This window comes from Balneola sp. (assembly GCA_003712055.1).
GTDB lineage: Bacteria > Bacteroidota > Rhodothermia > Balneolales > Balneolaceae > RHLJ01.
Genome location: RHLJ01000002.1, coordinates 503,040 through 517,789 on the forward strand (window position 1 = coordinate 503,040; position 14,750 = coordinate 517,789).

The 14,750-nt window shown below is 40.0% G+C and carries 14 protein-coding genes; 6 read left to right on the forward strand and 8 right to left on the reverse strand.

Annotated elements, in window-relative coordinates:
• Positions 1 to 104: 104 nt before the first annotated feature.
• Together ED557_07165 and ED557_07170 are read left to right on the forward strand one after the other, a co-directional pair.
• The gene (locus ED557_07165) at positions 105 to 1,853 is read left to right on the forward strand and encodes a hypothetical protein (GenBank protein RNC84750.1); all 1,749 of its coding nucleotides are present in this window, start codon (positions 105 to 107) and stop codon (positions 1,851 to 1,853) included.
• An 8-nt stretch (positions 1,854 to 1,861) separates the two neighbouring features.
• A complete protein-coding gene (locus ED557_07170; GenBank protein ID RNC84751.1) occupies positions 1,862 to 3,412 on the forward strand; it encodes an acyl-CoA carboxylase subunit beta in 1,551 nt (516 codons plus the stop codon).
• A gap of 102 nt (positions 3,413 to 3,514) precedes the next feature.
• On the opposite strand, the gene ED557_07175 is transcribed toward ED557_07170, so the two are convergent.
• Genes ED557_07175 through ED557_07195 form a run of 5 tightly spaced genes read right to left on the reverse strand, consistent with a single transcriptional unit; the run spans position 3,515 to position 6,658 of the window.
• Positions 3,515 to 3,997, reverse strand: coding sequence for a GNAT family N-acetyltransferase (locus ED557_07175; protein ID RNC84752.1), 483 nt, complete (start codon positions 3,995 to 3,997; stop codon positions 3,515 to 3,517).
• A complete protein-coding gene (locus tag ED557_07180; protein ID RNC84753.1) occupies positions 3,987 to 5,438 on the reverse strand; it encodes an aminotransferase class V-fold PLP-dependent enzyme in 1,452 nt (483 codons plus the stop codon). The genes ED557_07175 and ED557_07180 overlap by 11 nt, the downstream gene beginning before the upstream one ends.
• Entirely contained in the window at positions 5,425 to 5,922 is a 498-nt protein-coding gene (locus ED557_07185) for a MarR family transcriptional regulator (protein RNC84754.1), read from the reverse strand. Before ED557_07185 ends, ED557_07180 begins: the two co-directional genes overlap by 14 nt.
• A gap of 50 nt (positions 5,923 to 5,972) precedes the next feature.
• Positions 5,973 to 6,233, reverse strand: a complete 261-nt coding sequence (locus tag ED557_07190) for a hypothetical protein (GenBank protein RNC84755.1) — start codon at positions 6,231 to 6,233, stop codon at positions 5,973 to 5,975.
• Positions 6,230 to 6,658 carry a hotdog fold thioesterase gene (locus ED557_07195; GenBank protein ID RNC84756.1) on the reverse strand — a complete coding sequence of 143 codons (429 nt, stop codon included), beginning with the start codon at positions 6,656 to 6,658 and terminating at the stop codon, positions 6,230 to 6,232. Before ED557_07195 ends, ED557_07190 begins: the two co-directional genes overlap by 4 nt.
• A 105-nt stretch (positions 6,659 to 6,763) precedes the next feature.
• Here ED557_07195 and ED557_07200 point away from each other — a divergent pair, with 105 nt between their 5' ends.
• From ED557_07200 to ED557_07215, 4 genes are read left to right on the forward strand one after another with little or no spacing between them, the layout of a single operon-like run.
• A complete protein-coding gene (locus ED557_07200; GenBank protein ID RNC84757.1) occupies positions 6,764 to 8,551 on the forward strand; it encodes a long-chain fatty acid--CoA ligase in 1,788 nt (595 codons plus the stop codon).
• Between the two features lie 11 nt (positions 8,552 to 8,562).
• On the forward strand, positions 8,563 to 10,920 hold the full coding sequence (locus ED557_07205; GenBank protein RNC84758.1) for a 3-hydroxyacyl-CoA dehydrogenase/enoyl-CoA hydratase family protein: 2,358 nt from the start codon (positions 8,563 to 8,565) through the stop codon (positions 10,918 to 10,920).
• The gene (locus tag ED557_07210; protein ID RNC84759.1) at positions 10,916 to 12,103 is read left to right on the forward strand and encodes an acetyl-CoA C-acyltransferase; all 1,188 of its coding nucleotides are present in this window, start codon (positions 10,916 to 10,918) and stop codon (positions 12,101 to 12,103) included. Before ED557_07205 ends, ED557_07210 begins: the two co-directional genes overlap by 5 nt.
• 6 nt (positions 12,104 to 12,109) lie before the next feature.
• Positions 12,110 to 12,964: an SDR family oxidoreductase gene (locus ED557_07215; protein RNC84760.1), complete on the forward strand. Its 855-nt coding sequence runs from the start codon at positions 12,110 to 12,112 to the stop codon at positions 12,962 to 12,964.
• 183 nt (positions 12,965 to 13,147) lie between these two features.
• Here ED557_07215 and ED557_07220 read toward each other — a convergent pair whose 3' ends face one another.
• From ED557_07220 to ED557_07230, 3 genes are all read right to left on the reverse strand, one after another.
• Positions 13,148 to 13,552 carry a hypothetical protein gene (locus ED557_07220; GenBank protein ID RNC84761.1) on the reverse strand — a complete coding sequence of 135 codons (405 nt, stop codon included), beginning with the start codon at positions 13,550 to 13,552 and terminating at the stop codon, positions 13,148 to 13,150.
• A 90-nt stretch (positions 13,553 to 13,642) separates the two neighbouring features.
• On the reverse strand, positions 13,643 to 14,497 hold the full coding sequence (locus tag ED557_07225) for a hypothetical protein (GenBank protein ID RNC84762.1): 855 nt from the start codon (positions 14,495 to 14,497) through the stop codon (positions 13,643 to 13,645).
• A 69-nt stretch (positions 14,498 to 14,566) separates the two neighbouring features.
• Positions 14,567 to 14,749, reverse strand: a complete 183-nt coding sequence (locus tag ED557_07230) for a PspC domain-containing protein (GenBank protein RNC84763.1) — start codon at positions 14,747 to 14,749, stop codon at positions 14,567 to 14,569.
• Between the last annotated feature and the right edge of the window lies 1 nt (position 14,750).

Here is a 14,750-nt window from a genome sequence, read left to right on the forward strand (position 1 = left end):
TGTAAAACTTATTAGATTTCTGATTAAGCTTTATTGGAAAGGGATAGTATACATCCTATTTTTAATCCTCTATGCAGCAAATAATTGATCAAATATCTGACCATTTGGTTAGCCTGGTTACTAGTGATAAATCGGAATACACACCGAATGAATTATTGAAATCAGGTATACCATCGTTTGTAGTAGAAAGAATTCGCTTATTTCTTGAAGACAAGGTTAAGGAAGAGTTAAAGATAGAATCCAATAGCTGGTTCGATGCAGATTCAAAACTAGTAAGTCAGGCATTCGAAGATTATTTAAGATCGGCCATAAGTTCTTCTCATATCCCAAAATCAGAGCTGTATAAAGTGATCCAAACGATTATTAGTGGAATAATTATGGTATTCATTGAGCCTCGGAAGAATATGGCTGAATACCTATTTAGAGAAGATGAGGAACTGCCCATAGAGGAAGTCGAGTCCAGGTGTGCAACCTTAACGATCTACAAGCACTTCGGAACAGCCATTCCCCTATACATGAGGAAGAGAAACCTCGATACGCTCACTAAAGAACGCTGCAAGCTCCTTATTCATAAACTGGATGAGAAGTTAGTTACTTCCTATTCTGCAAATGATTGGGCTCAGAAATTAGAGCAGCTCTTTGAACTTTTTGGTGGGCAAGTCGAACCTAGACTTCTGGCCACATTTTTTGAGGATAAAGGTCTCTATGGGATGGCAAGTAAATTTGAGGGGCGAACCGACTTACTGGATAAAGCTGTATTTATAGAAATTATTTCATCAGAAGGTTTTGTGGATTTTACTTCAATCGGAAAATCTGAATCTATTGATGCTAAAAATGAAAAGCTGGCTACCGAACAGATCGAGAAAATTTCAGAAGAGGATGCCTCTGAACATAGTTTAATAGAAAGCTTTTTTGGTAATTATGAATATGTACCTGGTGATGAATCACAAGAGGATACTTCACTTGCTGATCAGTATTCCGAAGGTGGACTGTCGGACGATGAAATGTCAGAACTGCTATCAGATATAGCCAGCGAAGGAGTTATTGGGTTAAATGATTATGATGAGGGCAACTCTCTAAATGAACTATTCTCACTAGGAACGGAAGGGAAGGAGGAAGAGGGAATATTGGAAACTTCGGAAGAAATAGCAGAGAGCATTAAAAGAGACCCTAATGATGAAATTAATACCGAATTCAGGGATAACCTGATATCTATTCTTGACCAGGCCAAGACTTCTTTTGATGGAATTGAAAATACTGAAGAAGAAATGGAAGCAGTAGAAGATCTACCTGTTGATATTATTGAGGAGGAAACAGAAGAAGTCTTGGAAGTAGAATCTCCTGATCTAGCAGATACATTTGAAGAAACTCCAGAAGCAGAAGATGAAGAACAGGTTGAAGAAGGGGAGGAAAAACCCATGTGGGCTCAATTCTTGAATCAGGATCAAATGGATGTCCTGATGGGTGGGGAAAGGAGTGCAGAACGGGAACAGGAATTAGAATCGGACATTGCTGAATCCTTTGAAGAAGAAATTGAAGTGGAAGGGGCAATGGAAGAGTCATCTATTTTTGAGGAAGAAGCAGAGGTATCAGGTTCAACCGAGGTTCGGAAAGAGTTAGAGGATATACTGGAAAGCCGAAGAGACGAGTTTATCGAGGTAATCTTTAACGAATCATCCGGAGAGTATGAAGATGCACTAAACGCTCTTAGTACTTTTGAAACCTGGAAAGAAACCTCAACATTTATTCAGGAAGAAATTTTTGCAAAGAACGATGTAGACATGTTCTCAGGTGCAACCGTAGATTTTACCGATCGCATGCATCAGTACTTTAATAAACCACGGAATACATAAGGAGTTGGATGGAATCGAATGAAAAAGTAGAGCGTTTGCTCTCGCTTAGAAAAGAAGCATTAAAGGGTGGTGGAGAAGCTCGAATTGCCAAGCAGCACGAAAAGGGAAAGTTAACTGCCAGAGAGCGTATCGATTTATTAGTAGATAAAGGAAGTTTTGAAGAGATAGATGCTTTTGTAACTCATCGTAGTTCAGCTTTCGGCTTAGAGAAGCAAAAATATCTTGGAGATGGGGTGATAACCGGCTTTGGAAAAGTTCATGGCAAACCTGTGTATGTATTTAGCCAGGATTTTACCGTTTTCGGAGGCTCCCTTTCTGAAACTCATGCAGAGAAAATTTGCAAAATCATGGATCTGTCTTTGAAGAACGGAGTACCTCTTATTGGTTTGAATGATTCCGGCGGGGCAAGAATCCAGGAAGGAGTTACCTCTCTGGGAGGATATGCAGAGGTGTTTTGGAGGAATACAATGGCTTCCGGGGTAGTTCCACAAATCTCAGCTATTATGGGGCCATGTGCTGGTGGAGCGGTGTATAGTCCGGCGCTTACCGATTTTATTTTTATGGTTGAAAACACCAGCTATATGTTTGTAACTGGTCCAAATGTGGTGAAAACAGTAACCCATGAAGAGGTTACCTCGGAGGAACTTGGTGGATCGGTTACTCACAATACAAAATCAGGAGTAGCACATTTTTCAACACCAAATGATGCCGTATGCCTCCAGCAAATTCGAACCTTGATGAGTTATGTTCCTCAAAACTGTGAAGAGAAGGTTCCTGTTATTGAGAGTAAAGATCCTGACGCATCAAAAGCAGAGGCATTAGAAAATATTGTTCCTCTCAATCCAAATAAGCCTTATGACATGCATGAGGTTATTCAAGGTATTGTAGATAAAGACTCTTTCCTTGAGGTACACAAGGATTATGCAGAAAGTATAATAGTTGGTTTTGCTCGTTTAGGGGGTAAAAGTGTTGGGATTATAGCCAACCAACCACTATCAATGGCTGGAGTACTTGATATTAGATCTTCGTTGAAAGGAGCTCGCTTTGTTCGTTTCTGTGATGCCTTCAACATCCCATTGGTTGTATTTGAAGATGTTCCTGGTTTCCTTCCGGGAACTGATCAGGAGTGGGGAGGCATCATTAAACACGGAGCGAAGCTGCTTTATGCATTCTGTGAAGCCACTGTTCCTAAGATGACGGTAATCACCAGAAAAGCCTATGGTGGAGCTTATGATGTAATGAACTCCAAGCATATTCGGTCTGATTATAATGTGGCCTGGCCTACTGCCGAGATTGCAGTCATGGGAACTAAAGGAGCGGTGGAGATTATTTTCCGACGAGAAATTTCAGCTGCTGATGACCCAGAAGTCAAGCAAAAAGAATTGGAAGCACAGTATGCAGAGGAATTTGCACATCCCTATAAAGCAGCAGCAAGAGGCTTTATTGATGATGTAATTCTTCCTTCCGAAACCAGGGAAAAGCTTATTAAGATGCTGGAGGTTACTCAGCATAAAGTGGATTCAGTGCCAAAGAAAAAGCACGATAATCTGCCTTTGTAATTAAGCACTTTAAAAGTCATTCTGAGGCTGCCACCGAAGAATCTTATCTGCTTACTATCCGCTTAGATCCTTCGCAGGTATGCTTAGGATGACCAAGAAGGTTTAGAGCTTCCTCGACATTATGTAGGCATTGGTCAGCCCGTATTCCTGGTGGTCAAAAGCATCAGGAATTTCCCCGATAACTTCGAAACCCAATTCTTTCCAAAGTTTAATAGCACCTGTATTTGTCTTAACTACAATGTTAAACTGGAGGGATAAGAAGCCGATATCTCTTGCCAGGTTTATAGAAAAGATTCCAAGCTTGCGTCCAATTCCTTTTCCGCGGTGTTCTGGTTTTACCATATAAGATGCATTAGCAATATGAGAACCTAAGCCGGGCTGATTTTCAGTGAGAATAAAGGTGCCTATAATCTCACCCTCTTCTTCGGCTACATACGTCATTGTGCCGTGTTTAAACCAATAGTTGATCATTTCTTCTTTCGAAGAATCAGGGTTGAAGACATAGGTATCACCAGTTGAGATAACGGATTGAATAATTTCCCAAACCTGGTTTTGATCTTCTTTTTTTGCTTCTCTAATCTCCATTGATAATGTTATTTCCTACTTCTCTAATAACCTTTATTAGATAGTCTATATCTTCTTTTTGTTTGCGGTGATTGATAACACATGCACGGATTACAAACATTCCATTCAATCGTGTTCCGGTAATAAATACCCGACCATCTTCTTCTAAAGCAGGGATTAACCGATTATTTAACTCGACGATTTCTTCCTCCGTTTTTAGATTACCTGTAAACCTGAAACAGGAAACAGCAAGTTTAGATCGTGCTACTAACTCAAAGTCATTGGCCTCTTCTACTTTATCAGAAAGGTAGTCGGTGAGATCAATATCCTTTTGGATCATCTGTCTGATTCTTTTCATTCCATATCCTTTTACCGACATCCAGACTTTTAAAGCCCTTGCCGATCGGGATAACTGAAACGTGTGTTCGTTAAAATCTAATCTCCCTTCATCCTCAAGGCCGGTATCAAGGTAATCTGCCTTTTTGAAATAGGTGTCTTTTAGTACACTCCAATTTTTAACCAGGGTACATCCAACTCCAAAAGGGGCATACAACCATTTATGAAAATCTATGGCTACAGAATCTGCTAACTCCAGTCCTTTGTAATCTGTTTTTAAGGATTCCAGGGTTGAGGCTAGACCTCCATAAGCTCCATCTACATGAAACCATAATCCATATTTCTTAGTAATAGCTGCAAGGCTGTCTAAATCATCAATTGCTCCGGTATTTACGGTTCCGGCAGTTCCAACAATACAGAAAGGCTCTAATCCCTGCTTAATGTCTGCTTCTATTTGCTGCTTGAGGGCTTCCAGGTTAATAGTAAAATCAGGATTCGTTTCAATTTTTCTCAAGTGTGAGGTGCCGATTCCAAGCATATCAACACTTTTATCGATACAGCCATGTACCTCTTTTGAAGCATAAACAACAAAAGGTTTTTGCCCAAATAATCCCTTTTCTCGGATTCCTCTTTTTTGAAAGAAGATATTCCTGGCAGCAGTTAAGCCTGTTAGATTAGCTGCCGAGCCTCCGCTAACCAACACACCTCCAATATTATCCCCATAGCCGATAATGTCTGAACCCCATTGTACTATACGTTTTTCCATTTCAGCTACAGATGGGCCAAGGTGCCATTTTCCCATATTTTGGTTTATGGTAGCTGCTAAAAACTCTCCGATTATCCCAAGCTGATTACCTCCAGCCATTACATAGGCATACATGTGCCGGCCCAGGTTATCAGTAGCCACATCTGTGACTTTGCTTTTTGTTAGTTCTAGCAGTTCCTCAGCGGGCATACCCTCTTCAGGAAGGGTTTCATCAAACCAGGCTTCGAACTCTTTTTGTGGATGTGAATAGAACGCTTTCTTTTCGGATAGGTTCTCAAACTTTTCAAGCACCAATTCGGTGCTTTTTTCAAGCAATGTTTTAAAATCCTCAGGGGAGAAATCCAGACTATTTTTGATCATTAGACAGTTGTTTCAGGGTTCTTAACTCATAACTTTCTTCCATAAAATATTCTCCCATAGAATCCAGGATTTGGTAAAAGTCCACATCCTTAGGGAGCATCTCTTCAATAACTACGGCACTTGCATCCCAAACTTTTTCAAATTCAGGGAGTTTTTCTTTAGCTGCTTCGCTAAGTGATATTAATTGCCTTCGCGAGTCTGATGGATCACTTCTGGTTAACAGGAACCCTCTTTCCTTCATTTTTCCAATAATAGAGATTACTGATGGGTGAGAGAATTGAATGGCTTCAGCAATTTCAGTTACCGACAGCTCTTCGTGTTCTTGTAGTAATTTGAAAATGAGGTGCCAGTTTGGTTCGATGTCTAAATCCAAGGATTTATACAGAGAACGGGCACTGTGAACCATCGTTTCATGAAGCTGCTTAAGGCGAATGGCTAGAGAATAAACTCCTAAATCTTTGATAAATGGTGTCATAGAATACATTTATGTAGTTGGCTACATAAATGTATTAAAAATGTAGTGGACTACATAATTTATTTATCTTTTATTCTTATATCTCCAAATCTACCTGTAGCCTCTTCAATAAATAGTCCAAGAAAATAGAAGTAGTTGCCTGTGCGTGAGGTGTAAAATCCATAATCTTCGATGGCTACAAAAAACGTGAAATCTTCATGTTTGTTCGTTATAAGAAAACCTTCATTCTTAATTGAAACCAGAAAATTTTCAGAAACAGTATTTATAAAATCTTTCTTCTCAGATATCGAAGCATTATTGAATAAGAAATATTGGGTCATGGTTTTTCAATAATTGCTAGCGTACAACGAGATGTACAAACTAACTTCCCTCTCTCATCAACTATCTTGGTTTCCCAAACATGGATAGTTTTTCCAATCTGGATGGGAGTGGCAGTCGCGGTTACTTTTCCACCTTCAAAAACCGGTCTATGGTGGTTGGCATTGATCTCAATACCAACAGCAGTTTTCCCTTCGGGAAGGTGAATCCAGGCTCCGACTGAACACAGAGTTTCGGATAAAGCTACCGAAGCTCCACCATGCAATACTCGAAAAGGTTGAACGGTTCGATGATCTACAGGCATTTCTGCGACCATTTCTTTCCGGCTGATTTTTAAAAACTTAATTCCGATTGTAGTTCCCATATTTTCAATATTCTTGGTAAGGAACCCTTCTACTTTTTTTTTGATTGATTCTTCTATAATCATTGCTTGCTTAACAGTGTTAAGTTGAGTATTTATTTGGTGGAATCGCTTTCATGTTTTTAGGCGAAAGTGTATCTACCGATACATAGTAACAACCCAGTGCAAAATATGAAATATGAACCGACAGTAGTACCCTTAATGCTGGAAGAGGGTATGAAGAAAAATAAATTAGGGATTTTATCTGCGGTAAAACGCAAAGGTAAATGGCTGGAAACGAGTGTGGACGAGTTCAGGGAAAAAGTTCGCAGTCTTGCTTTGGGGTTATATGAGCTCGGTGTAAGGAAGGGGGATCGGGTTTCTATCCATTCTGAAAATAGTACGGAATGGTTAATCTGCGACCAGGCTATTCTTTCTATTGGTGCGGTAAATGTGGCAATTTATACTACCCAGCCTGCTGATCAAATCAAATATATACTTGAGAATTCAGAGGCAAAGGTGCACATCATCTCTAACGACGAGATGTTTGCAGAAACCAAACCTCTCATTAAAGAGATTGAAACGATTCAGGCGATTATTAGCATCCAGCCTTCTGTACACGAAAAGCTTAAAGGTTTTGAGGAAGTCATGGAAATGGGAAGGGCTTTAGATAAAGACCAGCCTAACTTATTGGATGAATTAAGAAACGCCATCGAGCCTGATGATTTGGCAAACATCAATTATACCTCTGGTACTACAGGAGTTCCAAAAGGGGTGATGTTAACGCACTTGAACCTGGCTTCGAATACCATTGCGTCAGATTTGTACATGCCTTTTGATACTACCAGGATAGAGCAGCCAAAGATTCTTTCTTATCTGCCACTTACACATATGCTGGAGAGGATTGCATCCTATATTTACATCTATTGCGGAGCCTCGGTGTACTATGTAGAGGATGTGCAAGACTTTAGATCAGATCTAATCACCATCAAGCCCATTTACTTTGCTACAGTACCCCGTTTACTTGAAAAGATTATGACGGGGATCAAAGTAAGAGGACAAGAACTTTCTGGGATTAAGAAACAATTGTACTATTGGGCTATTAATCTTGCCGAAGATTATGATCCGGAAGACCCTCCTCAAGGCATGGATGCTGTAAAGTGGAAAATTGCTGATAAGTTGGTGTACTCGAAAATCCGGGAAAATATGGGCGGGAATTTAATGGGCACCATGTCAGGAGGTGCAGCTTTAAGTCCTAATGTGATGCGCTTTTTTAATGGTATTGGTTTGAAATGTGGGATGGGTTATGGCTTAACGGAAACTTCCCCTGTAATGAGTGGTTCCCTTCCGGATCAGATTCGGATTGGATCTGCTGGTAAGGCACTGGTGGATGTAGAAATTCGAATTGCAGAGGATGGAGAAATCCAAACTAAAGGACCGAATCTCATGAAGGGTTATTACAAGATGCCAGAGAAAACGGCAGAAGTAATGACGGAGGATGGGTGGTTTTGTACAGGTGATATAGGCTACTTAGATGATGAAGGCTGGTTATTTATTACCGATCGAAAGAAGTCGATGTTTAAGCTTTCGACAGGAAAGTATGTTGCACCTCAGCCGATAGAAAATGCACTAATGAATAGTGGGTTCATCGATCAGGCCATGGTGATCGGAGATCAGGAGAAATTCTGTGCTGCTTTGATAATTCCTGATTGGGTAAATATGGAAAAACGATTTGAGCAAAAAGGGAGGCCATATCCTCAAAATGATCGGGCATTAAATGAAGACGTAATTGGTAGGATTCAACTCGAAGTAGATAAAGTGAATCGTAAACTACCACACTGGGAGCAAGTCAAAAAATTTGTAATAATAGAAACTCCATTCAGCATAGATACGGGAGAGTTGACGCCAAAGATGAGTATCCGTAGAAGTATTGTTAAACAAAATTATGCTGATGAGATCAAATCCGTTTATATAGAATAATTGAGTAATACATGTCTAGCAAAACATATAGAATTCGTAAAGTAGCTGTATTAGGTTCAGGAGTAATGGGAAGCCAGATTGCTGCTCATTGCGTAAATGCAGGGCTGGAAGTAATGCTTCTTGATCTGAAGAGTGATGATCCAAAACGACCTAACAAAATTGCAGAAGAAAGCCTCAAAAAAATCCTGAAACTGAAACCAGCTCCTTTTGGTCTTTCCAAGTTTGCAGAACGTATCCGGGTTGGGAATTTTGATGACGATATGGATTCTCTTTCTGGAGTAGATTGGATTTGCGAAGTCGTGATTGAGAGAATGGATATCAAGAAAAGCCTAATGGCTAAGATTGAGAAGGTAAGAGGCGAACATACTATTGTAAGTTCAAACACTTCCGGGTTACCTATATCAGAAATAAGTTCAGAATGCTCACAAGAATTTAGATCTCACTTTTTAGGAACTCATTTTTTTAACCCGCCACGATATATGAAATTATTGGAGTTGATACCGACTGAGTCAACTTCCAAAGAAGTAGTTTCTACTATCAAGTCCTTTTGTGAAAGAGTATTGGGGAAAGGGGTAGTGCTATGTAAAGATACCCCAAACTTCATTGCGAATAGGATTGGGGTATTTTCAATGGCATCTATGATGCCTCATTTCTTTAATGGAGATTTCCGCGTTGAGGAGATAGATGCGCTCACCGGAACTCTTGCAGGGTACTCAAAATCGGCCACGTTCCGGACTGGAGATATAGTAGGATTAGATGTAATGGCCTATGTATCAGGGAATTTACATCCGATGATTCCAGATGATGAAATGAGAGATACCTTTCTGCTCCCAGAGGCTTTTATAAAGATGGTAAAGGAAGGAAAGCTCGGGAATAAATCGGGCTCCGGATTCTATAAGAAAGTACAAACAGAAAAAGGGAGGGAATTTCATACGATTAATTCAGAAACGATGGAATATGGGCCTCAAAGGAGTGGTACTTCAGAAGTAATTGCAGAGGCCAAGAAACAACCAGGAACTGCTGGGAAGTTAAAGTTTCTGGCTTTTCATGACTCAAAAGAAGGTAAGCTGGTCTGGCAAACTCAACGTGATGTGTTATTGTATGCTGCCAATAGAGTCCCCGAGATAGCCGATTCTATTGAGTCAATTGATCGAGCGATGAAGTGGGGATTTAATTGGAGATTAGGACCTTTTGAGCGTTGGGATGCTTTAGGAGTGGATGAAGTATGTACTCGATTAGAAGAAGAGGGTATCACAACTCCTAAAGTTGTAAGCGATTTAAAAGAGGCAGGCTTTCAGACTTTTTACAAAGATGGGTTGGTGTTCGATCCGGTTTCAAAAAAGATGATCGAACAAACCGCTAATGTTGATGGCGAAATTACAGTGGCTTCACTTCGTAGAGCAAATGATCCCATTTTTGAAAATGATTCTGCTGCTCTTATTGATATGGGAGATGGGATTGCTTTATTCGAATTCAAAACAAAAAATGCCACGTTAGGCTTTGAACTCGTGACAACATTAGAGCGTTGCCTGAATATTGTAGAGGAGCAGTTCAAAGCCCTTGTTATCAGTCACGATGGCGAAAATTTCGCTTATGGAGCAAATTTAATGGAGGCTGTACAGGCGCTCCAGTCTGGGAAGTTTAATAATGTGGTAGATGCAGTAAGTAACTTTCAGCGGACTGCCCTAAAGTTGCGCTACAGCCCATTTCCTGTAGTATCTGCTCCATTCGGAATGACTCTTGGAGGCGGAACTGAATTCTTGCTCTATTCGGATAGAATAGTAGCACACCATGAACTCTATATGGGTCTTGTTGAAGTGGGTGTTGGTTTGATTCCTGCTGGTGGAGGAACCACAGAATTACTTAAACGAGCAATGACTCAAGTAGAAAAAGAAGCAGATCCGTTACCATATATTCGCGAGGCTTTTAAAACTATTGGTTTGGCAAAAGTCTCAGATAGTGCGCATAACGCAAGAGAAATTGGATTTTTAAGGGATGAAGATATTATAGTGATGAACAGGCATTTACTTATCTCTGTAGCGAAACAAGAAGCTCTTGCAATGGTGGAATCTGGTTATCAGCCACCGGCAAAGGAAGATATCCAGGTGTTAGGTGATAAGGCAATGAGTGTAATGAAGGTTATGCTATATGTGATGCATGAAGCACGATTTGCTACTGATTATGACAAGGTACTAAGTCTTCGGGTAGGGAATATCTTGGCTGGAGGAGAATTAAGTGAGCCACAACTAGTACCTGAGGATTACCTACTTAAGTTAGAAAGAGAAGCGATACTTGATTGTTTCAAAGATGAACGCACACATGCTCGAATTGAGCATATGATGAAGACTGGAAAACCATTAAGGAATTGATATGAGTACTGCATATATCGTAGCAGCAAAAAGAACTGCGTGTGGAAAAGCAAACAAAGGATCCCTTAGATTTACCTATCCCGATACACTAGGGGGTGAAGTAATTAAAGACCTTCTTAAAGAAGTTCCTTCATTGGATTCGGCTCAAGTAGATGATGTGATAATGGGGTGTGCATTTCCCGAGGCCTCTCAAGGATTAAATATAGCACGGCAAATTGCTTTTCTGGGAGGTCTTCCGGATTCGGTTCCCGGAGTCACAGTAAATCGTTTTTGTTCATCCGGACTGCAAACCATAGCGATGGCTTCTGAGCGAATAATAGCAGGAGGGGCAGATGTAATTATCGCTGGTGGGGTAGAGTCAATGAGTATGGTTCCTATGGGAGGATTATCGTTTCAACCTAATCCAACGTTAGTAGATAATCGCCCGGAAGTATATATCAGCATGGGGCTTACAGCTGAAAATGTTGCTGAGAAATATGGCATTAGCCGTGAAAATCAGGACGCCTTCGCATTGCAAAGTCATATGCGATCTATAGCTGCTTGGGAGAATGGGAAGTTTGATAACCAGATCACTACGGTTCAGGTTGAAGAGAAAAAAATTACAGCCGAAGGAGAGTTAGTCAAAGAAATTTTTTCCTTCTCAAAAGATGAAGGCCCAAGGGCTGATACTTCTGTAGAAGTATTAAGTGGACTGAGAGCAGTTTTTAAAGCAGGTGGATCTGTTACTGCTGGTAATTCCTCACAAATGAATGATGCGGCAGCTGCTGTATTAGTGATGAGCGAAGAAAAAGTAAAAGAACTTGGTCTAACTCCTATAGCCCGGTATGTAGGTTTTGATGTGGCAGGGGTAGCGCCGGAATATATGGGTATTGGGCCTGTTGAGGCAGTTCCCAAAGTTTTGAAAAGGACAGGGGTTAATAAAAATAGCATTGACTTAATTGAACTAAATGAAGCGTTTGCTGCTCAGTCATTGGCCGTGATTAGGGAGTTGGAGCTGGATCAGGAAATCACAAATGTAAACGGCGGGGCAATTGCGATGGGGCATCCTCTGGGATGTACCGGAGCCAAGCTAACCACTCAGATCTTACACGAAATGCAATCTCGAAACTCTAAATATGGCATGGTTACTATGTGTATAGGTGGGGGAATGGGAGCTGCGGGTATTTTTGAAAATTTAAATTGATCAGGCATGTTTAAAGAAGATACACTAAAGGGAAAAACCATTTTAATTACTGGAGGAGGAAGTGGCCTGGGTTTGGCAATGGCAAAAGGTTTTACCAGGCATGGAGCTGATGTTGCTATTTGTGGAAGAACCGAAGAAAAATTGCAATCAGCTGTTAATGAAATTAGTAAGGAAAAGGAGGGAGCAGTTTCAAGATATTATATAGTGGATGTGAGAGATCATGGAGCAGTAAGTGAAATGATTTCAAAAGTAATTTCGGATTATGGTTCCCTTGAGGGTCTTGTCAATAATGCTGCTGGTAACTTCCTTTCTGCATCTGAGGACTTATCTCCTGGAGGGTTCAAGGCCATTGTGGATATAGTACTTCACGGAAGTTTTAATTGTACACATGCATTTGGTAATTATCTAATTAATGAAGGCAAAGAAGGAGCAATTTTAAATATTGTGACCACTTATGCGGAAAGCACAGGATGTGCATTTGTACTTCCATCGGCTTGCAGCAAAGCAGGGGTGCTTACTATGACTCGATCTCTTGGCTATGAATGGGCTGAGTATGGCATTAGGGTGAATGCAATTGCTCCTGGTCCATTTCCAACGGAAGGGGCGTGGTCTCGATTAGTACCTGGGAAAGATGCAGAGGCATTATTTTTAAAGAAAATTCCAATGAAGAGATATGGAAAACATGAGGAACTCGCTAATTTAGCTACGTTCCTCATGTCTGACCTCGCTCCTTATATAACTGGAGAATCTGTTGTAATTGATGGAGGAGAGCGGCTTCAAGCTGGGCAGTTTAACTTTATTAGTGAGTTAATGTCACGAGATGATTTAAAAAAAGCATTTAAATCAATCAGGCCTAAGTAAAACTATAATATCAAGGCTAAAATAATTATTACAAGAATCAATCCTAGATAGAACACTTCTGTTCGAATATCTGTTTTGTGAAGCCCGAACAATCTTTTATTAATGAAATGTTCTAGACCAAGCTTATAATAGTGATTGTATAATCCGGATTTCATTTTACCCTCCTAATATAAAGGGGCTGGATTATTCCAATTCGCTTTCATTTACTTGCTTCTCCAGAGCTGCAATACGGTCTTCCAGGCGCTTCACCAATAACTGGTATTTGTCGATCTTTATTTTCTGACCATCGATAATGGTTTCAACCCAAAGTTGATCACCTTTATCATATTTGGCAGTTGTAACTAATTCAAAGGTGTTGTGATCGTATAGTTTCCAAATACCATGCGGCTTCAAACGTTCACCGACTTTAAAGTACTGTCCTTTTTGTAGAACATTACCCTCTTCATCTGTATAAACTACATCGTAATGATTGCCAATTACATGTGTGACTTTCTTTTCGTTTTCAGTCGAAGTTATAGTTTGTTGTGCATTTGTAGTAGATAGCGTTGCTGCTAAAAAAACAAACAGCGTAAAAATGTATTTTTTCATAACAATACCTCTCTAATTTTACTGACATTGCTATGTTACCAAATTGTTAACTCAAAGTAAAGTTAACATCACCTTAATATTATCTAAATGTTACGTGAATTGTGTAAGTCGTTGTTTTACTTTCTCAATTTGAATGGCGAGTTGAAGAGCATCATAACTGGTATATGCAGTCTCTTTATTAAGTTGAACAGCTTTAAGGAATAATAGTGCAGCCTTTTCTGCTGCTGTTGACGGGTCAAAGACCTGTTTCTCAAAAAACAGTCTATTGCTATCGCTTACCCGTCCAAGTTTTATGGTTTGAGTAGGGACATTGCATTCAAGAAATGAAGACTTATTTGAAATAAGTCTTTTGTGGTTACTTTCAGATGCTCCACTGTATACATTAATTGAAGCAGTAGAACCATTATCAAACCTAAGAAACAAATGAAAGGAAACCGGCAATGTGCCCTGAAGATTGATCTGTTTTGCTTCAAGATTATGAATTCCGCTATCAATCCATTTGAGGCATAATCCTAGCTCATCTATCCAGAGATGCTCAAATTCTGTTTCAGCATCAATAATTTGATTTCTGTTTACTTCTTTTTCTATATGGATATAGTTGGGCTTTCCCACTTTATCAATCATCCACTGGGTAGCAGGAGCAAGAGTTGGCCAATGTGCGAACTGTACCAATACACCTGCCTCTTTAGAAGCTGCATGTATCTTTTCCAGTTTTTTAATATCAGTAGGCTGTTTGGCTATAAAGAATATGTTAAATCCCTTTTGAATCCCTTCAAGAAGAATGTCTAAATTTTGCGGAGATTCGTCCAATATAAAACATGCATCTACTTGGTCGATATCAGCAAGATTTGGAGTGAGATCTACCTGTCGAACAATGCTATGGGGGCGTAAGTGTTGCTCCCATGCAAGACCTCTTGAAGCGTCTCCTACAATTCCAACTTTCATAAGCACAAATAATTAATGTGCTTAAGATGCACATGCAAACCTAATTTTCCAACTATGGATAAAAGGGCCTTAATCAGGCATTACTATGGCTAAAATAAAATAGATAAGAACGGGCGAACCATATGAAAAGAAAGCAGCGCCAATAAAAAGAATCCGTACAATAGTAGGATCCCATCCCAGATATTCTGCTAGACCACTACATACCCCGGCGATCATCTTGTCCTTCTTGGATTTTCTTAACTTAGCAGGCATA

What these genes read in the sequence shown, in the direction of transcription:
- ED557_07205 (RNC84758.1), top strand. Translation starts at nt 8,563, where the DNA reads ATGTCTAGCAAAACATATAGAATTCGTAAAGTAGCTGTATTAGGTTCA.
- ED557_07215 (RNC84760.1), top strand. Translation starts at nt 12,110, where the DNA reads ATGTTTAAAGAAGATACACTAAAGGGAAAAACCATTTTAATTACTGGA.
- ED557_07185 (RNC84754.1), bottom strand. Translation starts at nt 5,922, where the DNA reads ATGTATTCTATGACACCATTTATCAAAGATTTAGGAGTTTATTCTCTA.
- ED557_07175 (RNC84752.1), bottom strand. Translation starts at nt 3,997, where the DNA reads ATGGAGATTAGAGAAGCAAAAAAAGAAGATCAAAACCAGGTTTGGGAA.
- ED557_07195 (RNC84756.1), bottom strand. Translation starts at nt 6,658, where the DNA reads ATGATTATAGAAGAATCAATCAAAAAAAAAGTAGAAGGGTTCCTTACC.
- ED557_07225 (RNC84762.1), bottom strand. Translation starts at nt 14,497, where the DNA reads ATGAAAGTTGGAATTGTAGGAGACGCTTCAAGAGGTCTTGCATGGGAG.
- ED557_07190 (RNC84755.1), bottom strand. Translation starts at nt 6,233, where the DNA reads ATGACCCAATATTTCTTATTCAATAATGCTTCGATATCTGAGAAGAAA.
- ED557_07220 (RNC84761.1), bottom strand. Translation starts at nt 13,552, where the DNA reads ATGAAAAAATACATTTTTACGCTGTTTGTTTTTTTAGCAGCAACGCTA.
- ED557_07200 (RNC84757.1), top strand. Translation starts at nt 6,764, where the DNA reads ATGAAATATGAACCGACAGTAGTACCCTTAATGCTGGAAGAGGGTATG.
- ED557_07230 (RNC84763.1), bottom strand. Translation starts at nt 14,749, where the DNA reads ATGCCTGCTAAGTTAAGAAAATCCAAGAAGGACAAGATGATCGCCGGG.
- ED557_07170 (RNC84751.1), top strand. Translation starts at nt 1,862, where the DNA reads ATGGAATCGAATGAAAAAGTAGAGCGTTTGCTCTCGCTTAGAAAAGAA.
- ED557_07180 (RNC84753.1), bottom strand. Translation starts at nt 5,438, where the DNA reads ATGATCAAAAATAGTCTGGATTTCTCCCCTGAGGATTTTAAAACATTG.